Annotated in this window: 20 protein-coding genes; 5 read left to right on the top strand and 15 right to left on the bottom strand. The window is 37.6% G+C overall.

All coding sequences use genetic code 11. The features are described 5' to 3' along the window. Positions 1-63: 63 nt before the first annotated feature. Positions 64-1143, bottom strand: a complete 1080-nt coding sequence (locus BUC21_RS06745; RefSeq protein WP_073400511.1) for an IS110 family RNA-guided transposase — start codon at positions 1141-1143, stop codon at positions 64-66. A 759-nt stretch (positions 1144-1902) separates the two neighbouring features. Here BUC21_RS06745 and BUC21_RS06735 point away from each other — a divergent pair. Next, positions 1903-2964, top strand: a complete 1062-nt coding sequence (locus BUC21_RS06735; protein WP_073400507.1) for a M20 family metallo-hydrolase — start codon at positions 1903-1905, stop codon at positions 2962-2964. Positions 2965-2970: 6 nt separating this feature from the next. Beyond that, the gene (locus BUC21_RS06730; protein ID WP_073400505.1) at positions 2971-3921 is read left to right on the top strand and encodes a GNAT family N-acetyltransferase; all 951 of its coding nucleotides are present in this window, start codon (positions 2971-2973) and stop codon (positions 3919-3921) included. Positions 3922-3925: 4 nt separating this feature from the next. Here the strand turns inward: BUC21_RS06730 and BUC21_RS06725 are convergent, their stop codons facing one another. From BUC21_RS06725 to dut, 7 genes are all read right to left on the bottom strand, one after another. Then, positions 3926-5542: an asparagine synthase C-terminal domain-containing protein gene (locus BUC21_RS06725; RefSeq protein ID WP_073400503.1), complete on the bottom strand. Its 1617-nt coding sequence runs from the start codon at positions 5540-5542 to the stop codon at positions 3926-3928. A gap of 10 nt (positions 5543-5552) precedes the next feature. After that, positions 5553-6740 (bottom strand): glycosyltransferase, encoded by a 1188-nt coding sequence (locus BUC21_RS06720; protein WP_073400501.1) that lies wholly within the window; start codon positions 6738-6740, stop codon positions 5553-5555. After that, positions 6715-7971, bottom strand: coding sequence for an oligosaccharide flippase family protein (locus BUC21_RS06715; RefSeq protein WP_073400499.1), 1257 nt, complete (start codon positions 7969-7971; stop codon positions 6715-6717). The genes BUC21_RS06720 and BUC21_RS06715 overlap by 26 nt, the downstream gene beginning before the upstream one ends. Before the next feature lie 6 nt (positions 7972-7977). Beyond that, the gene (locus BUC21_RS06710; RefSeq protein WP_073400497.1) at positions 7978-9399 is read right to left on the bottom strand and encodes a murein hydrolase activator EnvC family protein; all 1422 of its coding nucleotides are present in this window, start codon (positions 9397-9399) and stop codon (positions 7978-7980) included. Further along, positions 9396-10256, bottom strand: coding sequence for a lipoprotein insertase outer membrane protein LolB1 (locus BUC21_RS06705; RefSeq protein WP_073400495.1), 861 nt, complete (start codon positions 10254-10256; stop codon positions 9396-9398). The genes BUC21_RS06710 and BUC21_RS06705 overlap by 4 nt, the downstream gene beginning before the upstream one ends. Continuing rightward, on the bottom strand, positions 10253-12067 hold the full coding sequence (locus tag BUC21_RS06700; protein ID WP_083547624.1) for a tetratricopeptide repeat protein: 1815 nt from the start codon (positions 12065-12067) through the stop codon (positions 10253-10255). The genes BUC21_RS06705 and BUC21_RS06700 overlap by 4 nt, the downstream gene beginning before the upstream one ends. A gap of 73 nt (positions 12068-12140) precedes the next feature. Then, positions 12141-12575 (bottom strand): dUTP diphosphatase, encoded by a 435-nt coding sequence (gene dut / locus BUC21_RS06695; protein WP_073400493.1) that lies wholly within the window; start codon positions 12573-12575, stop codon positions 12141-12143. Between the two features lie 106 nt (positions 12576-12681). Between dut and BUC21_RS06690 the strand changes: the two genes are divergently transcribed. Continuing rightward, positions 12682-14007, top strand: coding sequence for a deoxyguanosinetriphosphate triphosphohydrolase (locus BUC21_RS06690; protein ID WP_073400491.1), 1326 nt, complete (start codon positions 12682-12684; stop codon positions 14005-14007). Positions 14008-14049: 42 nt separating this feature from the next. Here the strand turns inward: BUC21_RS06690 and BUC21_RS06685 are convergent, their stop codons facing one another. The 3 genes from BUC21_RS06685 to BUC21_RS06675 all read right to left on the bottom strand — a co-directional run bounded on the left by BUC21_RS06685 (position 14050) and on the right by BUC21_RS06675 (position 18224). Beyond that, complete coding sequence (locus BUC21_RS06685) at positions 14050-15987, bottom strand: KUP/HAK/KT family potassium transporter (protein WP_073400489.1); 1938 nt, start codon at positions 15985-15987, stop codon at positions 14050-14052. 404 nt (positions 15988-16391) lie between these two features. Continuing rightward, entirely contained in the window at positions 16392-17378 is a 987-nt protein-coding gene (locus BUC21_RS06680) for a glycine N(alpha)-acyltransferase GlsB (RefSeq protein WP_073400486.1), read from the bottom strand. Beyond that, on the bottom strand, positions 17379-18224 hold the full coding sequence (locus BUC21_RS06675; protein WP_073400484.1) for a lyso-glycine lipid O-acyltransferase GlsA: 846 nt from the start codon (positions 18222-18224) through the stop codon (positions 17379-17381). Between the two features lie 206 nt (positions 18225-18430). On the opposite strand from BUC21_RS06675, the gene cysS reads away from it, so the two are divergent. Together cysS and BUC21_RS06665 are read left to right on the top strand one after the other, a co-directional pair. Continuing rightward, a complete protein-coding gene (gene cysS / locus BUC21_RS06670) occupies positions 18431-19906 on the top strand; it encodes a cysteine--tRNA ligase (RefSeq protein WP_073400482.1) in 1476 nt (491 codons plus the stop codon). A 71-nt stretch (positions 19907-19977) separates the two neighbouring features. Further along, the gene (locus BUC21_RS06665) at positions 19978-20382 is read left to right on the top strand and encodes a hotdog fold thioesterase (RefSeq protein WP_073400480.1); all 405 of its coding nucleotides are present in this window, start codon (positions 19978-19980) and stop codon (positions 20380-20382) included. Here the strand turns inward: BUC21_RS06665 and BUC21_RS06660 are convergent. The 4 genes from BUC21_RS06660 to BUC21_RS06645 all read right to left on the bottom strand — a co-directional run bounded on the left by BUC21_RS06660 (position 20372) and on the right by BUC21_RS06645 (position 24433). Next, positions 20372-21160, bottom strand: a complete 789-nt coding sequence (locus tag BUC21_RS06660) for a DUF3108 domain-containing protein (protein WP_394332751.1) — start codon at positions 21158-21160, stop codon at positions 20372-20374. The two genes, BUC21_RS06665 and BUC21_RS06660, sit on opposite strands and share 11 nt — an antisense overlap. Before the next feature lie 25 nt (positions 21161-21185). Beyond that, complete coding sequence (locus tag BUC21_RS06655) at positions 21186-23084, bottom strand: Ig-like domain-containing protein (protein WP_073400476.1); 1899 nt, start codon at positions 23082-23084, stop codon at positions 21186-21188. A gap of 97 nt (positions 23085-23181) precedes the next feature. Continuing rightward, a complete protein-coding gene (locus BUC21_RS06650; RefSeq protein ID WP_073400474.1) occupies positions 23182-23832 on the bottom strand; it encodes a carbohydrate-binding family 9-like protein in 651 nt (216 codons plus the stop codon). Between the two features lie 82 nt (positions 23833-23914). After that, entirely contained in the window at positions 23915-24433 is a 519-nt protein-coding gene (locus tag BUC21_RS06645; RefSeq protein WP_073400473.1) for a DUF4348 domain-containing protein, read from the bottom strand. Positions 24434-24458: the final 25 nt, after the last annotated feature.

Raw genomic sequence — 24458 nt, 5'->3', positions numbered from 1 at the left:
AGCAGGCATAGCTGCAAGAGGTGGCTAGCGGTCACTCTTTATATAGGTTTTATATGGATATTATTATTTAACCATTCCATATTCGTATTTATGTTTCTTTTTTAGAGTGTAATATATTCTGTTTAACAATTTTCTTGCAATTCGTATGATTGCTTTATTGGGTTCCATTCTTTTGCAAAGCTTAATAAAACTATGCGTCAGAGCTGGATCTATTCTTGAAGCAACCCAAGCACTTTCAATCAGACCTTTCTTTAAATGAATTTGCCCTCTAAAAGTCATTTCTCCATTGTTGCTTGTTTCTCCACTCGAATGACAAGTTGGTATTATTCCTACAAAACAGGCTAGCTTGTCCGTGTTAGAAAAACGTTCTATATTTTCTATTTCCAATAGAAAAGTAAGTCCTGTAATCAAGCCTATTCCGGGAACACTTCTTATTAATTCCATCTCTTTAATATATTTATCAGAAATAGCCAAGCTATGAATTTTCTTATTCACTTCTAATAAAAGAAGGCGCTGTTGTTCTACTTCTCTTATTAATAGGGATAATGCTTCATTTCCATTTTGCGTATTTAGAGATATTTCTTTTAACCATTTAAGAAAGCGTTTTGACCAATGACAAGATGACTTTTCAAATTCAGGAGGATAAGCTATTCCATAAAAATAAAGAAAAGACTTTATTCGCTGTTTGAAACGAACCAGATCCTTGACCAACATTTCTCGAGAACGGACAAAAGAACGATTTTCTAAGGTCTCAATCAATGGAATATGTATTCCGGTGAGTTCTTTTGCTCTCAGAGAACGGGCTATTTTCTTGCTATCGTAAGAATCATTCTTATGCACATGTTCCTTTTGACTAGTCGGTATGTCAGCGGGATTGACTACTATGTTTTTTATATTCAACTTTTCCAGTTCAAAGTGAATATGAAATCCACAGAATCCGGCTTCATAAGCAGAATAGTAATTACCACCAGGAAAATTTTCATCCAGATATTTCCATAATAATATGGGAACTGGTGGCTGACTAAAAGTCTTATGATGTAAATGTTCTGTGTAGATTGTCACTGCCCAACTCTTTAGATGAACATCAATTCCAACATAAATATTTTCTCCATTGAAATTTACTTTGTTACTTTGTGTACGCATAAGCTTTGAATATTTGAATGTTTAAGTTTGGTACCTCAAATATAAAAAATACTCTTAGCTTATGCTTCTTATTTTTTCACTTCAGCATATTTATTGCAAACATAGGATCTGCCACCTACTAAAAATTATACTTCTAGTAATCAAATGAATACAAAATTGGCTAGTAGGATAAGCTGCATAAAGGGTGGAGAGGGTGGAGTAAAAAAGAGCTTTTTCGGTTTCCAGAAAATAAATTTCAATAATTCAGCAATTTGCGGAATTATTGAAATTAGATTTCTCAGAACGAAAAAAGAACAATTTCTCTCCACCCTGTCCACCCCCACAAAATAAATTGATCTGATATTCAACACTATACAAAATAGCGAAAACAAATTCAGCAGGCGATTGAGAAAATTACCGATTATCCGTAATCGGTTTAATGCACTAAAGAAGTCAACCCGTCTATGAATTAATAAATTAGTAAGTCAACTGATTATAGGCTTAGGAACAGTAGTAGTCAACTGGAAGCAGTTTAAGGCAGCTCCCGGCAAATATTAATCATTTATTGGCGGGAGGTTGAAACGAACATGTACATGTTCGGGTGCAATCATGTACATGATTGGGTTCAAACATGTACATGTTTGAAAAAAGGCAACCTTTTGTTTTTGCTAATATCTGGTCAATGAGATACTAATTTATACTTCAGGAATCTTAAACTGACGAAAACATTTATACAAATCATAATTATACGTATATTTGTGTTTCAAAAAGCTAAATTTAATGAATACAGAATATCTTTTATCTGAAGCGGTAGGCTTACTAAAGTCTCTTATTTCTATCCCTTCTTTCAGCAGGGAAGAAGAAGCTGTTGCCGATTATCTTCAAAACTACATAGAATCCATCGGAATTGAGACTAGAAGAAAAGGGAACAACATTATTTGTGTTGCTCCTATGTTCGACTTAAGAAAACCTACGATATTGCTTAATTCGCATATAGACACGGTTAAACCGGTTAATGGATGGCGAAAAGACCCCTTTTCACCGACTGAAGAAAACGGGAAACTGTACGGATTGGGTAGTAATGATGCAGGGGCAAGTGTGGTTACGCTTTTTCAGGTTTATCAGGAATTGTCTAAAACGGAACAGAGTTATAACCTTATTTTCGTGGCTTCCTGCGAAGAAGAGGTTTCCGGAAAAGAAGGGATAGAAAGTGTGCTCTCTGAACTTCCGCCTATTACTCTGGGAATTGTGGGGGAACCTACAGAAATGCACCCGGCCATCGCTGAAAAGGGACTAATGGTTCTTGATGTGGTGAGTTATGGAAAGGCCGGACATGCTGCTCGCAACGAAGGGGTAAATGCCATTTATAAGGCTCTTGATGATATCAGTTGGTTTAAGGATTTCAAATTTGAAAAGGAATCGCCAATGCTTGGACCGGTTAAGATGAGTGTTACTCAGATTAATGCCGGAACTCAACACAATGTGATTCCGGACAGATGCTCTTTTGTGGTGGATATTCGCAGTAACGAACTTTACTCCAACGAGGATTTATACAACACGATTAGGAAAAACGTGAAAAGCGACGTTAAGGCCCGCTCTTTCCGCCTCAATTCATCGCGCATATCGGAGGATCATCCTATCGTGAAACGTGCCGTTAAAATGGGAAGAAATCCGTTTGGATCTCCTACTCTTTCCGATCAGGCATTGATGCCTTTCCCTAGTGTGAAAATGGGGCCGGGAAAATCATCTCGCTCACATACTGCAGATGAATATATTCTTATAAGCGAAATTGAAGAAGCTATTGAAATATATCTTAAGTTGCTCGACGGACTTAATATTTAAAAGAGAATGAGTGCAAAAGAACAATACCGGGATCTATGCAAAGAAGAAAACAGCATTCCTCTCTTCTGCCAGGATTGGTGGATGGATGCTGTGTGCCTGGATGAATGGGATGTTCTTTTAGTCGAAGAAAAGGGGCAAATTGTTGGAGCATTGCCTTATCATCTAAGAAAGAAACTTGGTTTTCGCTGTATTGTTCAGCCACAGCTTACGCAATATAACGGCATCTGGATAAGAAAAAAGCAGGTTACCGCAGACTATGAACGTATTTCCTACGAGAAAAGGGTTTTCAATAAGCTGATAAAGCAGCTGGAGCAGCTTGGATTATCTTTTTATCAGCAATGCTTTCACATGAGCATTACCAATTGGCTTCCGTTTTACTGGCATGGCTACAAAGAGACTACCCGATATACTTATGCGATTAACAGCATTGGTAATCCCGAAAAGGTTTTTAGCAGGTTTAGTCCGGCCAAACAAAGGCAAGTAAGGAAGTGTGAGGATAAATTGCATCTTTCCTTGGATATGAGGCCTGATGAGTTTTACAGCCATCATAAACAATCATTGCAAGAGCGTGGCGAGGTGATTAGTTATTCATACGAGCTGTTTCAACGGATTTACAAGGCTGCCCAAAACAACAATGCCGGACAGATATTTGCCATTAAAGACGATGAGGGCGAAACTCATTCATGCCTTTTAGTGGTTTGGGACAAAGCATCTGCTTATACGCTGCTGTATTCCATATCGCCTAAACATGCATCTTCGGGGGCATCTACACTGGTAATATGGGAAGCTATTAAGTTTCTGGTCAATAAAACAAAGAGTTTCGATTTTGAAGGGGGGATGATTGAAGGAGTTGAGAACTCTTACAGACAGTTTGCAACCATGCAAAAGTCTTATTTCTTAATTGAGAAGTACTATTCAAGAGTGTTTAAGTTGCTTTTTAAAATCTATAAAAAGTAAAAAACTACTTTACACTATATTCTCTCTCTAACTGCAGTAAGTACCAGGCAAATGTTGCTCCATTAAAACTTCGCAAATCTTTATCCATTCCCTTTTCATGGAGCTCTTGCATCAATGCTCCCATCATGTATTGAAATCCCACAGAATCGAATTTCCATAAGTTTCGCTTGCCTTTAATGAAAGGGATATATCGCTTTATTATATTTTTTAATGCATACAGAAACGGATGAAAGGCTTTAGCCAGACAGAAATCGTCTTCAAATGCAATGCCTTCCTCTGCAAAAAGCTCTTGTAATACTTCGTCATACAACTTTTTACCCAACTTATAGTCGAAAGGCATTGAAGAGAAATAATCCATCAGCTCAGCATCAAACAAAGGCAGGCAATAACTAAATCCAAAATACTCCCAAATCTTCGATGAATTGACTATATATTTAGCTTGTCTCTCTTTCTGATCCCAGTTTTCTATCTCTTGAAATGAGACTGATTGAGAACTAAATTCATTCAACTGACTGGTAAGAGATAACATTATATTTTTTCGCTCTGCCAAAGCTGCATCTTTTCCTTGAAAGTGCGTATTAAACAGATCGGTTGCAATTTGTTTTCTATCACTATAATTGCGCATAAACGGACGAAGATGACTACCTGCTATAAAATCTCCACCATGTCCGGGAAGGAAAATTGTATCAGAAGATATTTTTTTCTCCTTGATAAGATACTGAATTGCCGGATACTCCTGATAGAAATAGCAGGACGAGAATTGCGTGATATAGCTGCGATAACCGAGGAACTGAGGATCATAAATATACCTGTTATCGCCATGCTTCATGTAGTCAATAAACAACCACTCAAAACCAAGGCGGTTTGCCACTTCCTTAGAGTGCTTAAGCTCTGCATTATCTACAGGTTTACCATAGGTGAAGCACAAAACACGTTCATATTTCTCTTTATAGAGCAAATAAGCTATCAGCCGTGAGTCATATCCTCCGCTTAATGGAATTGCCACCGGACGACCATCTAATAGATAAACCAGACGTTTCCCAACATTGGATATTATCTTTTTCAATCCTGATTTCCAAACATCATACTCTCTGTTTTTATCGATTTCACCGATCAATGAATGATATATTACAGAATAGACAGACTTACTGTCCACAACAATATATTCGCCCGCCTGAATCTGGCAAATGTCTTTTAGTAAAGTAGACTTCCCGGTTGTATATCCAAGAAAAGCAAATTCATCTTTCCGTTCTTTGTCTATAACAAAAGAAGTAACTCCGGCAAGGTTATTAATATCATCGGTTATATAAACCTTTCCATCTACACAGGTATAAAAAACAGGGAATGAACGCACTCTGTCTACTGCTGCCCAAACCGTTTTTTTGTGTTTTATCAAAACAGCAAAACAGCCGTTTGCCTCTTTTATCTTTTTTGCAAAAAGATCTTCTGATTCTACATCCGAAAAGTAATTCAGCAATTCTTTATCCTGATAAAAAGAGCCATCAGGTGCAAAAAGATATCCTTTTGCGCAGATTCCATCGGCAGAAAACCATGCACGGTTATTATTTCGCTTCAGTGTAAAGCAAATCCTGTCGCTGCTATATGATATTACTTCTTGCATATTCTATCTGTTATTTCTTTGTATAAAGAACTTTTTCGTAAATAGAAATCAGTTGTTCTGTCACTACATCAGGGCCTGACACAGAATTTACATGAGCAGAGATTGCTTTGTAATCAAACTTATCTCTGTTAAAAATCATCGTTTTCATCGCATCAGCCAAAGCTACTACGTCTTCCACCGGCACTCTATATCCTTCTTTAGGAGTAACAATAGCTTCGGGAACAACCTCTGTACAAACAACAGGCAATCCGGTGCTCATAGCTTCAAGAACAGCTATTGATTGTGCTTCAACTCTACTTGCCAAAACAAAAGAATCGGCATTCTGAAGTTCAGAGAGTACACCTCTTGAATCATTCCATCCGGTAAAAACAATTCGGTCTCTGTGCATGCATCCGGATAATATCTTCTGAAAAGTTTTATCTTCGAAATTATCTCCAACAATAACTAACATAACATTCGGAATATTATTGCATAGACGATCAAATGCAGGTAAAAGGATATCGTATCCTTTGGGCTGAGAGAAACTATTTACTGTAATAAAGGTAAAATTATCTGTCCGTTCACGAGGAAGATAATGAAAGAAATCTGTATCCAGAATATTTGAGATCACCTGAATAGGAACTTCCTTCAGCAAAAACTCTTTAATCTTATCAATCAGCTGTTGAGAGACAGGAATAACATAAGATGCATTCGAAAAGCCTTTTTCCAAAAATGGTTTATAAATTGGAATAAAGCCTTCTTTTGCCAATGTAGAACGCAAGCCAAATCTACCTCGATGCTCTGTTATCACATAAGGAATATCATACTTTTGTTTTATAAGATAGGCAGCATAACCACCCCACATGCAGCTATGAGCATGTATCAAGTCTGGTTTACCGTATATTTTAACGTATTCATCGAACAAATTCATTGTTTGTTTGCTCCATGCAAGTATATTTGCTTTATCCAGTTTTGGTATTCGTCTATAGTAATAACGGAACGTTAGCAACCCATCTTCCATTGATTCAAAAGAGTGCCATGGAAAGGTCAAAGCCTTTAATTTATACTTCTTCCAAGGCAAAGCAACGTTTGCTAGAATATGAACCTCCAAACCTTTTCTTTTAAGGAATAGAGATTGATCTCTACAAAACTCTCCGCCTTCCGGAAGATACCAGGAAGGAAGCTGCAGAATTCTATATGGTTTTAAGGGATTGCTCATACTTTTTCACCAATAGCAGATACCAGGTTAATTGCGCCATTAAGACAACAGCAGAGACAAAACTAAACAAAATAATTGCCCAGACAAAGTTTTGGATATAAATACCTATAATTAAGGAAATAAGACGAGCTACAATATAGATTATCTCTATTATCAAGGCTATTCGTTGTTTGCCAAAAATAGGTGGAATAGATGATAAGGAGGCAGTAAACAAAGAAATTATTAGCCAGGGTATCATTATCTGAATATACAAAGCCGATTGTTCCCATCTTTCTCCTAAAAAGTATCTGAGAACTAACGGGGAAAGGAAAAACGCGAGTATAAAGAGTGGAGTAACTATGAGAAGAATCTTTTTAATTGACTGAATTAAATTAGTCCAAATAGGTTCCAGCTTATTGATCCTTTCCGCCATGCTTTGCGAAATAACTTGATCAAGTGAAGTGCTTAACAAGTTTATTGGTCTGAATCCGATTGTAATTCCCATTGAAAACAGCCCGATCTCCGCCATTCCAAAGTAACCGGACAAGAGCAGTATGGGCAGATTCCCAGAAACCATATTAATAAACGTGTGAGGCAATGTATATAAAGGAAATTTGCGATGCTCTGAAGCTGCTACCAGAATCTCTTTTTTATTAAAATGAAAGAGTTGATTCCATGTTTCTTTTCGGGTGAAACAACTTAATATGGAGATGAAATGGCTCGATAAATTGGCCCAAACGAGTCCCATAAGTCCGGCTTTCAGGAAACCGGAGCCCACTTTCAATCCATTATTAATAAGTCCTTGCCACAAAGTATATCTTGCTGTTAAAGCAAATCGTTTATTGTAATTAAACCAAAAGATAGATGCCTGAGCGAAGGCCACTATAAAAACAAAGAAAGGTAAATAGTAGATTACTCCTTCCAGACTTTCATAATGGAGTATACTTAAAATTTGGTGCGAACCTAATAATAAAACAATAAGGATGAGTAATGAAAAAACAGCATTTATCAAAAAGCAAAGATTAAAGGTGTTGGCTGCCATTGATTTGCTTTTCGATAAAACAATAGCCGAATCATACTTTCCGTTTGCAATAACTGATAATAGCCCTTCTATACCAAGAAACAATGCCAAAATGCCCAATTCATCGGGCGAATAAAGACGAGCAATAACCGGCAAAACTGCAAACGCAATCCCTTGTGAGATTGCGTTTGCAGAAAGCAGAGTAGCGCTGTTCTTTATAAGTTCTTTCATCTTGTATTATCTGCTAATCCATGCTTCCGGGTTCAGTTTGGATGTTTCTTTACGCAACTGGAAGTGTAAGATTGTACGATCTCCATCCGATGGATCGGAGTAAACTCTACCAATTGTTTGTCTTGTGCTAACCTTTTGCCCTTTGCTTACTGAAGCTGATGACAGGTTACAATATACAGAGATATAGCTACCATGACGAATGATAACATTCATCAGTCCGTTTACCTGGAATACAACCGCCACTTCTCCATTAAAGATAGAACGTGCCAATGCTCCGGGTTGTCCTTGTATGTCAATTCCCTTATTATCTAATTTCACATTTCTCAGTCCTTCTACTGCATACTGGCCATAATGACTCACAATAAGATGTGGACCGGTAATAGGTGAAGGCAAAGATCCTCTGTTGCGTTCAAAGTTATCCGAAAGCTGTCTGTCAGAGCTGTCCATTGAAAAGACTGGTGCCGGAGCTACCTTTTCTCTTTCTCTGGTTTCAACCTTCTCTACTTTTTCTGGTTTTTCTGCTTTTGCAACCCTGCTGCTTTTTTCCGTTCTTTCCGATTTGCTTTCTGAAGCAGCTCTGCGTCTTGCCTCTTCTGCAGCTTCAGCCTTTCTACGTGCCTCGGCAGCTGCTTCTGCTTTACGACGTGCTTCGGCAGCAGCAGCTTCTTTTCTAGCCCTCTCTTCCGCACGTTTGCGGGCCTTTTCTATTTCAATATTGATTAAACGGTCAATCTGCGCATTCAGCTGATTAGCTTCTCTTCTATGTTTAGCAATCTCTGATTGCAATCCTTTTTGCTTTTTCTGGAGATCAGAAACCATAACTTTCTTCTGCTGTTCCTGCTCTTCAAGTCTTTTCTTTTCTTGTTCGCCTTGAGAAAGAAGGTTCACTTTTGCAACTTTTACCTGTTCAACCTCGTTCTTCTTTGTACCTATCTGGGCTTGTCTTTTAAGAATTTCCTGTCCTTGTATTCGCTGATAAGTTGCATACTCTCTTACATAACGAAGACGGCGATAGGTTTCACTTAAAGACTTAGCAGAAAATATAAACATCAGTTTCTCTTCAATGGTTTTATTCTTATAGAGATACTGAACGGAAGAAGCATATTTCCTCTTTTTATCGAGCAAATCGAGTTCCAGATTACGCAGTTGCTGAGAAAGGGATGTTACTTCCTGATCAATGGACTGCACATCTCCTTCTATCACCTTTATGTATCTTTTTCTATCTTCAATTTGTCCGGTAAGTGTATTTAAGCTCCTTAGCTGACTACCTACATCTTTTTTTGTAGTCTTTAAAAGAGATTCTTTTTTTGATATTTCTTTCTGAAGCACACTTCTCTTGCTTTCAAGCTGCTTTATTTTTTTATTTGTCTGAGCCGGAAGAGCCGTTATGAGGAGAAAGCTCATCAATAAGAATAAGAGACGCTTCATAATCCTAATAATACTTTTAATAAATCGTTGAAATCCATCTTTTTATATTTTGAAGAGACAGTTGTAGGGTATTCCCAATCTCCATTCTCTGTCAGTTTGGAAAGGTCTATTTCCGCAGAAAATGGTTTCTTTCCGCCTTCAAAAGAGATATCCATGCGAGATGGAAAACTTTTAAGTCCAAATGGCTGAAAGTCTGAATACTTCCAGTTTAGCTGATAAGGAGCCGAAATGGTAGATATTGAGCTTTCAAGCAACTGCCCTGTATTTGGGGTAGCAGAGAAACTGTATAAGAAGCCTTTTGATTTTTTCTGTATTTCCATTGTCTTGTTATCAACACTGGTATTGACAGTAAACTCCGACAACAGATCATTATTTATCTCCTTCTTTCCCGGAACAAAAAGTGCATTGGTGAAAAGAGCCTGTAAAGTATAGAAGTCCATATCTGTATTAGCCATTGTTGTAAGCTCAGAAATAGGTTCTTCTACGTATTGCTTATTAATCCGGTCGATAATCAATACTTTAGTAGGCGTAAACTCAACTCTTCCGGCTTCAATGCCAAGGAAAGGAACGATCGACATTTGAATAACTTCATTCTTCTTCATGCGGATTGTTCCGTTTACAGATATGTCTTTACCATTAGAGTTAATGGTTAATTTCATTTTCGACGAAAAATTGGTTATCGAAGGAGTGTTGTTTGCTACACTTCCCAGATAATCCAGATTCTCTGTGACTGCAGCAGCAGGTTTGCTTATACTCTTTGCGGACTTACAAGCGGATAAAGCCAATACTAAACAAATAACACTGAATCCTAGTATTGTCGTTTTCTTACAACGGCACTTCAAAGCACTTTTTCTCATTCTGCAATATATTTCTTTTGTTCTATTTTCTTCTTTAATACCTCTGATTTGTTCCCCATTTCACGGGACTTTATCCAATATTTCAACGCATCTTCTTTCAGCCCGTTCATATAGTATACATCTCCGCAATGTTCAACAACCACTTCACTTTTATCGCCTCCTTTTTTCATGGCATCGTCCATGTAGACTTTGGCTTCGGTGTATTTCTTTTTAATAAAAAGTATCCATGCATAAGTATCGAGATATGTATTGTTATCGGGCTCTGCCTTTATTGTTTTATAACTCATCTCTTCGGCTTTATCAAGGTCTTTCTTTTCCACAGAAAGATAATAAGCATAGTTATTCAGTGCACCATTATTATCGGGATTATAAACCAAAGACGAATCATAGGCAGCGTAAGCTAAATTTATCTGCTTTTTAGTATGGTAAATGTCTCCCATCATACTATAAAAGTCGGAAACTATTTTTTTATCACTTTTATCGTTTACGTGCTGAACACCTTTCTTAAAAGTACCCAATGCATCGTCTATACGTTCTGCCTGATAATATGAAAGTCCCAGGTAGTAATAAAATTCCAGAGACTCGGGAGTTATTTCAATAGCCGGTTCGCAAATTTTAATAGCCTCCTGAAAATCGTTTCTTTTTATTGCATAGCTTAGCAGTTGCAAGCGTGCCGGAGTATTTTCAGGTTCTAATTCAATTATTTGTTTCAAGATTGGTTCCGACTCTTTATCCATTCCTTTGGACAGAAGATACTGAACATACAACATGGGTATCTGTGCATCTTCCTGTTCACCTTCCATCATTCTATTGAATAGAGGAATAATCCGGGTGCTGTCTTTTCCTGTTTGCTGAGACTTTGCAATCATCTGACGCATGATGTCTGCTTTGATATCACTTTCCACTTTCTTATTAAGCAGCACAGAATCTACTTGCTGTTCATACTTATCCAACTGTCCCGTTTGTTGATAGTAACTGGCTAAGGAAACAAGTACTTGTGTGTTTCCAGGTTCTGTTTCCAGCACTTTCTGATAAGTAGCGTATGCTTCTTTTGGTTTTCCGTTATTCAAATAAACATCGCCCAACACACACAAATATCGCATATCGTTAGGATATTCGTTGGCAAGACTTTCTATTTCATTGAATGCTTTTTTGTTGTCCTCCATCAACAAATACATACGGAATTTCTCCATACTAATCTGCTCGGTCTTTCCGCTTTTCTTTTCTAAAAGATCAAGCGCTTTAACTACTTTAGCATAATCCTTTGACTGGTTATATAAATCAATCAAAGCCATGATGGGTTCCTGACGATCAGGAAATTGCGTGGTCATTCTTTCGAATGCTTCGACGGCTTTCTCACTCTTTCCTTGTTGCTGATAGATTGATGCAAGGGTCTGGTTGTACCAGTAATTACCAGGGGCATTTTCTACAGCCTTTTCTATGCAAGCCAGTCCTTTTTCGGGCTGCTTGAGGAAGAAATAGAACTGTGATATTTCTGAAAGAGAGGATGCAGCATTTGGATCAATAGATAAACAATGCTGGAAAAGTTCAAATGCCTGAGCGTATTCGCCTTTTGATTTCTGACGGGTTGCTTCAAGAAAATAGTAATCGTATTTTCTCTGTAATTCGGGAGATAATTGGGTTGCAACTGTTATTGCCGGAGACTCTTTCGTATTTTGGACTGTTTTCGTCGATGTACCACAGGAAGAGAAAAACAGCAAAGCTGACAATGCTCCAATATGCCACGAAGCTAAACCTGCGATAATCGGCTTTAGTCTGTATGTTTGAGAAAAATCAGTTAGTGCAACCATTTCTTATTTTAATATTTATCAAATTAAACTTTACTGTCGTGATTGTTGTCTCACCAAAGCATTTACTACCCAGTTACTTTTTACCGGTGTGACCAAAACCTCCGGCTCCACGTTCTGTTTCACTCAAAACTTCAACCTGTTCCCATTGGGGTTGTTCATGACGTGCAATGATCATTTGAGCCACACGTTCACCATCTTGAATGACAAAATCATCGGCCGACAAGTTTACCAGGATAATACAGATTTCACCGCGATAATCAGCATCGATGGTTCCCGGAGTATTGAGAACTGTAACGCCTTTTTTTATGGCCAATCCGCTGCGTGGACGAATCTGTGCTTCGAAACCTTCTGGCAATGCAATGTAAAGTCCGGTTGGGACCAAACATCTAGCTAAAGGTTTTAACGTGATTGGTTCATCAATATTGGCACGAATATCCATTCCTGCCGATAATTTGGTCTCGTATGCCGGAAGCTGATGCTTCGACTTATTTATAATTTGTACTTTCATAATCTGTTGTTATACATTTGATTTGCGAAAATACGTATTTCGTCTCAATTAAATGCTTTATTAAAGGCTTTTTTATACTTTTGCAGGTAAATAAACAGTATAAAGAATGAATTGGAGAGATTTGATTTCGGCTAAGCGTTTTGGGATGGAAGAGTTTCACAAACATCGGGAAGAAAACCGTTCTGAGTTTCAGCGGGATTATGACCGATTGGTTTTTTCGGCTCCTTTCCGTCGCCTGCAAAACAAAACGCAGGTTTTCCCTCTTCCGGGTAGCATCTTTGTTCACAACAGACTGACGCACAGCCTGGAAGTTTCGTGTGTAGGACGTTCATTGGGTAACGATGTAGCGAAAGGACTTCTTTCTAAACACCCCGATCTTCATGATTCTTATATCTCTGAGATTGGTGCTATTGTTTCTGCCGCCTGCATGGCTCACGATCTTGGAAATCCTCCTTTCGGACACTCTGGAGAAAAGGCCATTTCAACATATTTCTCCGAAGGAAACGGCATAAAACTAAAGGAGAAATTAGAACCAAATGAATGGGAAGACATTATTCATTTTGAAGGAAACGCAAATGCTTTCCGACTTCTGACTCATCAATTTGAAGGAAGGCGAAAAGGTGGCTTTGCGATGACCTATTCAACTCTTGCTTCCATAGTAAAATATCCGTTTTCATCGAGCCTGGCTGGGAAAAAATCTAAATTTGGCTTTTTTATCACTGAAGAAGAAGATTTTAAACGAATAGCAACGGAACTTGGTATTATTTGCCTTAATGAGAATCCGCTTAAGTTTGCACGGCATCCGTTAGTTTATCTTGTTGAAGCTGCAGACGATATCTGCTATCAGATGATGGATATTGAGGATGCACATAAATTAAAGATCCTGACTACCGAAGAGACTAAAGAACTGCTTATGGGATACTTTGGGGAAGATCGTCTGATTCACATGAATGAGACAATGAAAATTGTTAGCGATACCAATGAGCAAATTGCATATCTCCGTTCGTCTGTAATTGGTTTGCTTATAAAGGAATGCACCAATGTATTTCTTGAAAACGAAGATTCAATATTAGCCGGAACTTTCAATGGCAGCCTTATAAAGCATATATCTCAAAAGCCAAAAGAGGCTTACGAACATTGTGAAGCTGTTTCTTTTAAAAAGATCTATCGTTCGGGAGATGTGCTTGATATTGAACTTGCTGGTTTCAACGTTATAAGCACATTGATTGAATTATTTATAGCTGCGGTTACTTCGCCCGAGAAGGCTTATTCTCAGTTACTAATTAACAGAATGTCGGACCAGTATAATGTAAATGCTCCTACTCTTTACGGCAAAATACAAGCAGTACTGGATTACATTTCAGGCATGACTGACGTTTATGCGCTAGATCTATACAGGAAAATAAAAGGAAATAGTCTGCCTGCGGTATAATAACCACTGACAGACTATTTATAAAATTGGAACGTTTAATATTTAAACGTTTTCTTTTTTATCCAGAGGAGGAGTGCTCTTTAATGGAACATATTCCAATGTTACTACAGATGGATCCAAATCCAGAATCTGAGTATCGGATGTAGAACATTTCTTGATTAAGTAATAGAGCAATAAAAGTGTTTTCTTGATTGCCGATAACTGCAGATTACGCGCAATTCGTTCAACCACAACAAACCTGAAATCTCCCTCGATATTTCTTTCCCTTAAAGACGGATATCGGCTTAACAAATCAACCTGACCGGTTTCTTCCATCTCTTTACAGATAAGGTGAATAAACTTATCCATGTGAACACCTTGCTTGAATCCAGAATAAATATCTAACCGGAACATCTTTTGAGGTACAAAAGTTTTCACGGTATATTTAAAATGATAAGGTTCATCACTACGGTGAAGATATACAAACCAGTATGTATCTGCCCTCTTAGGCTGTTTGTTGATAAGAGAATAAACGATTTTACTCTCCATTTCATCGGGATACTTAGCACGGGTAACGTATACCAGGTGAGTAGCAAATTTAGGAATAGATTCATCTTCCGTAATCTCTTGAAGACACTCAATAGTAGGCGCAATAGGCTCGTATGTTGAACAGTGGTTCTTTATACGGCGGCCATTATACCACACATACATAATAGCAAATATGCAACCGGCTATAAGCAATGTTGCCCAACCTCCATGAGTAAACTTAAACATATTGGCTATAAAGAAACTACCTTCCAGTGAAACGAAGAAAGCAGTTAAGGGAATGCTTACAAACAACGATATTTCTTTTAACTGGAAATAAATAAATAGCAAGAATGTTGTCATTAACATCGTAATGGTAATGGAGAGTCCGTAAGCAGCTTCCATATTTGAAGATGAACCAAATGCTATTACTATCAGCGTACATAATATCATCAATGAATAGTTCACCTGAGGTATAAACATTTGCCCTTTTACTTCTGTAGGATATTTAATTTTGATATTTGGCCACAAATCCAGTGATATTGCTTCACTGATAATTGTAAAGGAGCCGCTTATCAACGCCTGGCTGGCAATAATTGCTGCCAATGTGGCCATTGTAACACCGATAAATGAGAACCACCCCGGCATGATAGAAAAGAACGGGTTGATATCTGTTACAATCTTGTCAGGGTGACTGATAATCCATGCACCTTGTCCCAAATAGTTTAGTATCAAGGTTAGTTTTACATAAACCCAGGATACACGAATGTTGTGCAATCCGCAGTGACCAAGGTCGGAATAAAGAGCTTCGGCCCCGGTAGTACAAAGAAATACAGCACCCAATATAATAAATGCATCCGGGGATTCTATTAACACCTTAATTGCATAGATCGGGTTAAATGCTTTAATAATAAGAGGATACTGGAAATAAGCTAAAAGACCCAGAATTCCAATCATTGTAAACCATAAAAACATAATCCGGCCAAATGGCTTTCCTAAACGGGCTGTGCCCAATGGTTGAATGAGGAAAAGTGCCAGAATAATTGCCAGAGTGACAGGTATTACGGGTATTGAAGGAACCAGTGCGTTTAATCCTTCCACAGAAGATATGACCGTAATGGCGGGAGTAATAATACCATCGGCCAGCAGAGTGGCTGCTCCAATCATAGCAAAAACGTATGCCCAACGATATTTTTTTCGGATTAAGGCAAACAAAGAAAGAATACCTCCTTCACCCTTGTTATCTGCCCTAAGGGTTACAACCACATATTTGATGGTTGTTTGCAAAGTCAATGTCCATATAATACAGGAAATTGCTCCAATGATATAATCCGGACTTGCACGCAATCCATCGGGCATGCCATTTACAATAGCTTTCATTACGTACAAAGGAGATGTTCCGATATCTCCATACACAATTCCGATGGCTAAGAATATACCCATCATTCCGAAGGGTACTTTGTGTTGATGTTTCATTTTTTATTTTTTAAAAAGCGGCGCAAAAATACGTAAAAATCTCATCTAAACATACAAAGATAGTAGTTATTAATAGAGGGAAGCATCGCTACACAACAAATTTATCTAAAATTACCTATTAACCTCTCTAAATTAATAAGATAATGGCTCTAAATCTACTAATAAGCAACAAAATAAAATAGAGAACCGACAGCTATTTTGTATCCTCCGATTGATAAAATTGATCTATATACTGGAAATAATATAAAAGTTCACCAATACATGTTGATACCTTGTACAAAAGATTGTTTTCTTTTGTACAGAGGAATTAATTGTTTTGTACAGAAGAATGCAATCTTTTGTACAGGGAAATAAAAAAGGAAAGGTTTCCCTCTCCTTTTATCTATTATATTTATTATAAATAACTAGTCGGCTTTAAAAATAATCTTATTGGCACCAGAAGTTATCAGGCACGATTGAGGATTTTCTTTAGCAAAAGAATCAATATGACGAATTCGTTTATCTTCAAGAATCTCATCTACAGCAATCAGAATACCGGTTTCTTCTACATCTCCAAAGCCATAATTGATAGCTGTTCCAAACATTTTCATTGTGGGAGAGAGTCCCATATATGCATTTACCAAAGGAGGAATGTTATAGCCAAGCTTACGAACTTCTGTATTCAGGACCTTATAATCTTCCTTGAAGGCATCTTTGTCAAAAAGCTTAGCAAGTTCAGACTCATCAGCTTCCAATTCCAATGGTTTCATCGGTGTAATGAGGTTTTCCTTATCACCAAAATGTTTTCTTAAGAAATAGAGGATCATGTCTCTGCCATGACGATGAAAACTTGGATACATGGTAACTTTACCAAAGAAATATTTCACAGTTGGCATTATTACAGTCAAGGCTCCAAGCCCATCCCATAAATTATCCAGAGCAAACAGTCCCTTTGCTCCTGCCCTTGTGGATTGATACTCAAGCGTTACGAAAGATCGTCCTAATTCTATTGTAGTGGGAAGATATTCTTTAATGAACTTCTCGGAAAAGTCAAACATGTGAGAAGTAGCAAGTATCGGATGTCCTTTCTCGTCAAAATTGACATCTGTACCAAGTATATAACGATAACCTCCAAGTATTTCTTCAGCTTCAGGGTTCCATACAATCAATTGCTTATATGGATTTTCCATTGTATCATACTCATCGATATCTACCGAAAGGCCCGAACCTCCTCCGGCAGCACGGAAGGCTATCTCTCTTAAACGCCCAATTTCAAGCATTACGTTTGGAGAATCCTGATGCGTAACAATATAAATATAATTGTTACTTTTATTGGTCATTCGCAAGCGTTTATCATCTGTAAGTTCTGCCTTCAAAACTTCTTTGCTGATCGGCTTTATTATATCTTCCATTTATTTTGTGTTTTTTTCTTTTTGTGTATTGAGCTTATAAACAATCTCCCTTACATAATCTGCCCATTCTGCCGGAGATTTTGATTTATCAAAAGTTTTCCAGGGAATAGGTTTTCCTATTATCAGGGTAAATGTTTTATGTCTGTTCTTAAACATCTCATCTGCCAGATAAAGCATTTCAATATTTACTTTCACTCCGAGGTTCTTCCTTATGTTGGCCAGGTTGTAAAAGAAGTCAGAATTCCGACCTTCAAAATACATTGGAACCACATCACGCTGCATCTGTACACTCTTTACAATAAATGTCTTTGTCCACGGAAGATCGGCAATTACTCCATTACGTCTGCGCGAACACATTCCTGCAGGAAACATTATCATGTGGTTATCGGATGCAAAGCCAGCCTCTACCATTGCCGGGAACTGCCTTGCCTGCGAACCGGTTTTGTTTACCGGAATACAAAGCGGTGCCAGATTATGAAGATTCATTAAAAGGTCATTAACCAGATATTTAATCTTTCCATTATAGTGCTTACCCAATACATACCCAACTGCAACACCGTCTAATCCACCTAAAGGATGATTGGATACAAATGTACAAAGACCTTCTTCCGGAAGGTTCTCAACACCTTTTACATCAACTTTTGCATCCAGAAAGTCCATAGATGATTCCAGAAAATCTACTCCTATCCTATCCTTCACACTTATCATAAATTCATTCAGTTCTTCCTGATGAACAATTCTTTTCAAGTATGAAATGATAAATTGCGGGATATACTTAAACTTACCCGGCGCTTTTGAGCGAAGCACATTATCTATGTCTATGAGAAATACAGAGTCGTTAGCCATTTTTTAATAAATCAGGATGCAAAATTAAACCATCTTTTGAATTACACATAAGGATTTATTAAAAAAAAGGGCTAAAATGCACATTTTCTTATCTAAAACTCCTTTCTTTTTAAAATTTGATAACAGAAATAGAAAATTTACGTAATCAAATAGAATAGCCACATAAATTATTTATTGTACATTTGTGCTTTCAAAATAAATGAGTTATGGAACATCAATTGACGATTTACAACACATTAAATAGAAAGAAGGAACTATTTGTCCCTTTAAAAGAACCTCATGTAGGAATGTATGTTTGTGGTCCTACCGTATATGGTGATGCACATTTAGGACATGCTCGTCCGGCTATTACATTTGATTTATTATTCCGTTACCTCAAACATCTGGGATACAAGGTACGTTATGTTCGTAACATTACCGATGTAGGCCATCTGGAACATGATGCAGATGAAGGAGAAGATAAAATTGCAAAAAAAGCACGCCTAGAGCAATTAGAGCCAATGGAAGTTGTTCAATATTATCTGACCCGCTACCATCATGCAATGGAAGCCTTAAACGTTCTTCCTCCCAGCATTGAGCCTATGGCTTCAGGACATATCATTGAACAAATGAATTTTGTACAAAAAATACTGGATGCCGGATATGCTTATGTAAGCGAAGGTTCTGTATACTTTGATATTGAAAAATACAGCAAGGATCATAACTACGGAAAACTTTCCGGAAGAAATGTGGAAGAGCTTCTTAGCACCACCCGTGAACTTGATGGACAAAGCGAGAAAAAGAACTCTGCTGACTTTGCTTTATGGAAAAAAGCGTCACCGGAACATATCATGCACTGGCATTCTGAATGGAGTGAAGGTTTCCCAGGCTGGCACATGGAATGCTCGGCAATGGGTACTAAATATCTGGGCGAAGAATTTGATATTCACGGTGGCGGTATGGATTTACTGTTCCCTCATCACGAATGCGAAATTGCTCAGTCGGTTGCTGCTCTGGGAAAAGAAACTGTTCATTACTGGATGCACAACAATATGATTACTATTAATGGTACAAAGATGGGTAAGTCTTTGGGTAATTTCATTACTTTGGATGAGTTCTTCAACGGATCTCACCCAATACTTACACAAGCGTACAGTGCAATGACCATTCGCTTCTTTATTCTTCAGGCTCACTATAGAAGTACAGTTGACTTCAGCAATGAAGCTCTTCAGGCATCAGAGAAAGGCTTGCAGCGATTGATGGAAGCAGTAGCCAATCTGAAGAAAATAACTCCGGCCGCTACATCTACAGTTGACGTTAAATCACTTCGGACTAAATGTTATGAAGCAATGAATGATGACATGAATTCACCGATTGTCATTTCTCATTTGTTTGACGCAACTAAGATGATTAATAATATCCTGGCTGGAAACAATACTATTTCTACAGAAGATTTGAAAGAACTGAGTGATGTATTCCACCTCTTTATGTTCGATATTCTTGGACTTAAAGAAGAAGCTAGTGCAGCTCAAAGCAATACAGAAACCTATAATAAGGTGGTGGATATGCTTCTTGAATTGCGCATTCAGGCTAAAGCAAATAAAGATTGGGCAACAGCCGACAAGATTCGAAATGAGCTTACCGCTTTAGGATTTGAAATCAAGGATACAAAAGAGGGTTTTGAGTGGAAACTCAATAAATAAGATATAGAAAACATCGAAGAGTGAAAAAGCGAAGTCATTTGCCTTTTCACTCTTTTTTTATCTAAAATAACATGACTGCAAAAGATTTCTTTAAAGATGACAGGTTTGCTGCTCAAGCTGGAATAACACTCCTGGAAATAAGACCAGGATACGGAAAGGTTATGATGGTTGTTACTGAACAGCATTTGAATGCCGGTAATACCACACAAGGCGGGGCAATCTTTACTTTGGCAGATTTAGCATTGGCAGCAGCGGCAAACTCTCATGGTAACCTTGCGTTATCATTAACTTCGTCCATCAATTTTTTCCGCACAAGCGGACCTGGAGATACTTTGTACGCTGAAGCTACTGAAAGATTTATCCACAAGCGAACCGGACATTACCATGTGGATGTTACAAATCAAAACGGAGAACTAATTGCCGACTTTGAAGCTACTATGTACCGCAAAGACAACAAACTACCTTTTAGTTTGTAACCAATGAGGTTAAGGGATGTCTGTAATTCCTTACGCTCTTAAGAAAAGCCTTGGCTGATCCAAAATTCAGAAATAAATCCAAGCGAACAGGGAGGTGATTAGCATCATCTGTTACATAAAAAGTAATCACTTCTTTTTCTTTCTTCTTTTTATATTCAACCAAAGAAAATACCAAAGTACGATATTTTGCACCATCCTGAACCTCAGTAATCTGCCTTCCTCTATATATAAGTGTCTGTTCTTCGATCTTTATTCCGGTAGCCATTTGGAATTTTATACGTTGCCCAACTTTATAGTCTGTTGGATCAAATGATCTCGCCTGAGCAAGAATACTCAGCATATCGTACATACAACGGCTATCTTCTGCAGATGATATTTTAGGCGTACCAAAGTTCTTCACCCTATTCTGTTTGGCATAACAAACTCCATTCCGATAAGAGAAGTGAACTTCATCAACAGTATACTTTCCTCCCTCTTCAGCTCCTTTACGGAAATAATAAGGTTGTAATTGATCACCGATAATGCAAGTAAGAGTATCTCTCATCTTAAAAAAGAAATCGGCTGTTTTACTGCCAAAAGCCATCAAATTTATGCGATAGGCAGGTTTAGCACCATAATTCATCGCATTTGTAGTGAGACTGGCCTGCCCTGCTTTTGTCCAGACAAATTTCCAGTTGAAATAGAGATCATACATTACGTGCTCACCCGAACGAAAAGCATCGTTTTTGGACTCACACTGTGCATGCGCCGAAGGAGTAACACCTACGAGCATGAACATAAATATAAACGAAATGCAGCAAGACTTAATAAGTTGACCTTCTGCTTGAATTCGTTTTACTATTTTGAGATTTCTTTTTCTTCTTATTTTCATCTGGCTTCTGTTTTTTAAGTACATCTAGCTTTTGTTTATCTAAAGACACACCACGAACATTCCATTCTTGTTCAACTTCCCAAAGAGCTTTCAGCTCCAGTTCCTGATTATAATAAAAGACCTCTTCCGGTGGAATTCCCTTTTCATAATTTCCGGTATCCCATACTCCATTACCATTGGTATCATTTACCAATCGTACATAATACTTGCCGGGATTAAGGTAATAAAAGTCAGCTCTGCCATTTACAACTTTTATTTTTCGTATTGCTTTATCCTGTCCATCAAGCAATTCTGCATAAGCTGTAGAATCTGCTCCGGTGACATTCATATACAAAGAAGCATATTCATCAAGAGAACGGACTTTGAACGTTGATTCTATTTTATTAGAGAAGAGTCCATATATACCATGGAATGCGGTAGAATCGACCTTAAACTCGTATTCCTTTTCGGGCTTCCAGTCGGCCATAAGTTCATACGTTAAGGGATGGAGCGTATCCTGCCTGAACACAAAAGGAACATCAGTCCATAAGGAATCGACTTTTTGTTTAAGGTGAATGGCAGTACTATCATAACGGGCTATCGGTTCTTCGAACTCAAGCCTGATATTATTATATACGTCAAAACTGGAAGATGCAGAATTCTTTACCTGTAAAAACTTAGTAGGTTCCGGTTCATCCTTTTTGCTTTTTTTAGGCTCCACAGATCCCTTTGCTTTCTTCACAGCCAAATTAAGAGTATCAGTTCTTGGAACAAGCTTCCCTAATGAATCTGTATAAAGATAGTTAAGGCTCATACTCAAAGTATCTTTTTTATAGTTCAAAGAATCCTTTATCCAATAATTAATAGTATCGTTCTTCAGAGATTTCTGAATAAAGAAAGCATCTTTCTCATTGAAGTTTAATCCTTTAATCACAGGTAACGAGCTAGCCGCTGTAGCAAAATAGAGCGTAAATTTATGAGGAGTTAAACGCTCGCTTTTTATTAAATACTGTGTTTTGAAATCTTCTTTAAAAGAACGGAGAATAATATCGTCCGGAAGATAGTGAGTATACTGTTTTGTGAGAATTGTATCTATAGTAATTGTGTCTTGCCATACCGTATCTTGTCTGCTACGAGTTTCAAAATGCGGGGTTACTTTTGAAGGATAAACTGCTATTGCCTCACTTTTCTGGTCGAAAGCAAAATTCTGATTAGCGTCCTGCAATCCGAAAATACGATATGTTCCCGGAGCAATTCCTTTAATAACAAAACGTCCACGGCTATCAGTCCGTGAAACTCTTTCAAAAGGCAGTTTTGTAAAGGCAGAATCAGCCAGATTGGAATGAAGGCCTACCAATATTCCTTTTACAGGTTCCAGATTAGAAGCATCAAGCACATAACCAGAAACTTCCATCGTGTCTATAGCTGTTCCCGTTGAAAAAGTATATGTAAAATTACCTAATGGATTCCCTTCGTTGTTATCAACAATAGCATCCGAGAAATCCACAGTATAAGTTTTGTTTGCTTTCAGAGAATCCAGCAAACTGACCACAACCTTCTTCCCACTCTGCTTTATCTCGGGAGCCATCACCTGTGGTGGAGATACTATTACCTTTTCGGAAGCATTCTCAATTTTAATAAACTCATCGAACTCGAGAACAAGTTTTGTTTTGTTGTTATTCAAAGCTCCTATAGCCGGGGTACTTCCAACAAACTTTGGAGGAGTTTCATCAATTGGACCACCAGTAGGATTACCTATATTTGCACATGAATACATAGCCAACGTTAAAACGCCAGCACCAAAAGCACTTAGAAAAGCATGCTTTACTCTATGATTTTTAAAATTTATCATGCTGCAAAAATAAATGATATCTACAACTTAACAGCATACTTTGGCATAAAATATACAAAATAACAGAGTGTTTATTCCTCTGCTACTGCCAAAAATACTATTCAAAACATAACTTCCCAAAAAACTCAGGACGATGAAAATCCGGCTTTTCAGTTTCTATCTGATTCCAGGAAATATAATGAGGCGTTTTTAACTCATCGCCACACTTATAAAAATTGCCTTTTATAGTTGCGTCATCAAGAGACTTAATGGAATGTTTAAAGAACACTGTATATGGTACTATCAATGAAAGTTCCCATGAACAATGGCCTACACGTTCTTCAAAAGGATCTCTTCCCAGACTCGCCCATCGTTGAACTCCTGATAACACATCTGAAGAGGCACGTTCACGATCATGTCTGTCATTTCCAACACCTAAAAGAACTGTCCCTATACAATTGGACTCAAGATTGTAATAAAGGCCATCATTTGCCAGGCTCACGAAGAATTCAACACAAGAGTCTGTCCATACAGAGCCATTGTCTTCACCATATTTAGCTCTTACAGAATCTTCTTCCACCTGATAATTAAGCAGTATGGCATTATTTGTATGTGCAATACGGAATTTCACTTTCGGTTTATATGGATAACTATCCCAGTTTACACAGCCAACTGTATTAAACTCTATTTTTTCCTGATCCATAACAGCTGACAGAGAAGCTACAGAAAGGTCCTCTGTAGTTATTTTCTTTATGTTAAGTTGTTGCATTATTAATAATTATAATTAGTTGCACAAAAATACAATATAAATAACGGAAAGCAATAGTTGCTATCGTAAAGTTAAAGCATTACTATGGATGCTGTTCTATAAATTCTTTGTTTTCTGCCTGAACTTCTATTACTGTTTTTCTTAATTCGTTGGCCAGCACACTAAAGTTATACCATCCGGTTAAGCAATCAGTAAGAAACCATTTACCATTAACCAAATCAAAACAAACACGGAGGTCGAGTTCAGACTCTTCATATCCGGCTTCAAATTCCACATGAGTTGGGTTTTTCACAGTAAATTTAGAGACATAAACGCCTTCTCCTTCAACCACATTACGTTCTTCAACAAATGTTTCTTCATCTAATAGAGGCCATTCATTCTTAGTGAATGGAAAACTTTTCTCGCCTTCACCTTCTCCCAAAGATAGAACGATATCGGTTTTTAGCGGGAATTTTATCCGTGAATACTGAAAAGCGGCACTGTTAGTAAACTTTTTCAGAAACAAATTAAAATCTTCCGCAGCCGGAGCTGCCGTAACAGAGAGTATATTTGCGAATAAAGACAAAAACAAAAAACAAATGATTAAACTGTTCCTTTTCATCTTTTATGTGTTTATGTTACATATA

Source organism: Bacteroides luti (assembly GCF_900128905.1).
Taxonomy (GTDB): Bacteria; Bacteroidota; Bacteroidia; order Bacteroidales; family Bacteroidaceae; genus Bacteroides; species Bacteroides luti.
The sequence above is the reverse complement of the archived record's forward strand: the minus strand, read 5'-3'. Positions and strand labels throughout refer to the sequence as shown.

Excerpts from the sequence above, each read along its gene's own strand:
- BUC21_RS06700 (WP_083547624.1), bottom strand. The coding sequence starts at position 12,067 with ATGGTTGCACTAACTGATTTTTCTCAAACATACAGACTAAAGCCGATT.
- BUC21_RS06675 (WP_073400484.1), bottom strand. The coding sequence starts at position 18,224 with ATGGCTAACGACTCTGTATTTCTCATAGACATAGATAATGTGCTTCGC.
- BUC21_RS06655 (WP_073400476.1), bottom strand. The coding sequence starts at position 23,084 with ATGATAAATTTTAAAAATCATAGAGTAAAGCATGCTTTTCTAAGTGCT.
- BUC21_RS06650 (WP_073400474.1), bottom strand. The coding sequence starts at position 23,832 with ATGCAACAACTTAACATAAAGAAAATAACTACAGAGGACCTTTCTGTA.
- BUC21_RS06705 (WP_073400495.1), bottom strand. The coding sequence starts at position 10,256 with ATGAGAAAAAGTGCTTTGAAGTGCCGTTGTAAGAAAACGACAATACTA.
- BUC21_RS06715 (WP_073400499.1), bottom strand. The coding sequence starts at position 7,971 with ATGAAAGAACTTATAAAGAACAGCGCTACTCTGCTTTCTGCAAACGCA.
- BUC21_RS06745 (WP_073400511.1), bottom strand. The coding sequence starts at position 1,143 with ATGCGTACACAAAGTAACAAAGTAAATTTCAATGGAGAAAATATTTAT.
- BUC21_RS06645 (WP_073400473.1), bottom strand. The coding sequence starts at position 24,433 with ATGAAAAGGAACAGTTTAATCATTTGTTTTTTGTTTTTGTCTTTATTC.
- BUC21_RS06665 (WP_073400480.1), top strand. The coding sequence starts at position 19,978 with ATGACTGCAAAAGATTTCTTTAAAGATGACAGGTTTGCTGCTCAAGCT.
- cysS (WP_073400482.1), top strand. The coding sequence starts at position 18,431 with ATGGAACATCAATTGACGATTTACAACACATTAAATAGAAAGAAGGAA.
- BUC21_RS06725 (WP_073400503.1), bottom strand. The coding sequence starts at position 5,542 with ATGCAAGAAGTAATATCATATAGCAGCGACAGGATTTGCTTTACACTG.
- BUC21_RS06660 (WP_394332751.1), bottom strand. The coding sequence starts at position 21,160 with ATGTTCATGCTCGTAGGTGTTACTCCTTCGGCGCATGCACAGTGTGAG.
- BUC21_RS06730 (WP_073400505.1), top strand. The coding sequence starts at position 2,971 with ATGAGTGCAAAAGAACAATACCGGGATCTATGCAAAGAAGAAAACAGC.
- BUC21_RS06720 (WP_073400501.1), bottom strand. The coding sequence starts at position 6,740 with ATGAGCAATCCCTTAAAACCATATAGAATTCTGCAGCTTCCTTCCTGG.
- BUC21_RS06710 (WP_073400497.1), bottom strand. The coding sequence starts at position 9,399 with ATGAAGCGTCTCTTATTCTTATTGATGAGCTTTCTCCTCATAACGGCT.
- BUC21_RS06690 (WP_073400491.1), top strand. The coding sequence starts at position 12,682 with ATGAATTGGAGAGATTTGATTTCGGCTAAGCGTTTTGGGATGGAAGAG.
- BUC21_RS06735 (WP_073400507.1), top strand. The coding sequence starts at position 1,903 with ATGAATACAGAATATCTTTTATCTGAAGCGGTAGGCTTACTAAAGTCT.
- BUC21_RS06680 (WP_073400486.1), bottom strand. The coding sequence starts at position 17,378 with ATGGAAGATATAATAAAGCCGATCAGCAAAGAAGTTTTGAAGGCAGAA.
- dut (WP_073400493.1), bottom strand. The coding sequence starts at position 12,575 with ATGAAAGTACAAATTATAAATAAGTCGAAGCATCAGCTTCCGGCATAC.
- BUC21_RS06685 (WP_073400489.1), bottom strand. The coding sequence starts at position 15,987 with ATGAAACATCAACACAAAGTACCCTTCGGAATGATGGGTATATTCTTA.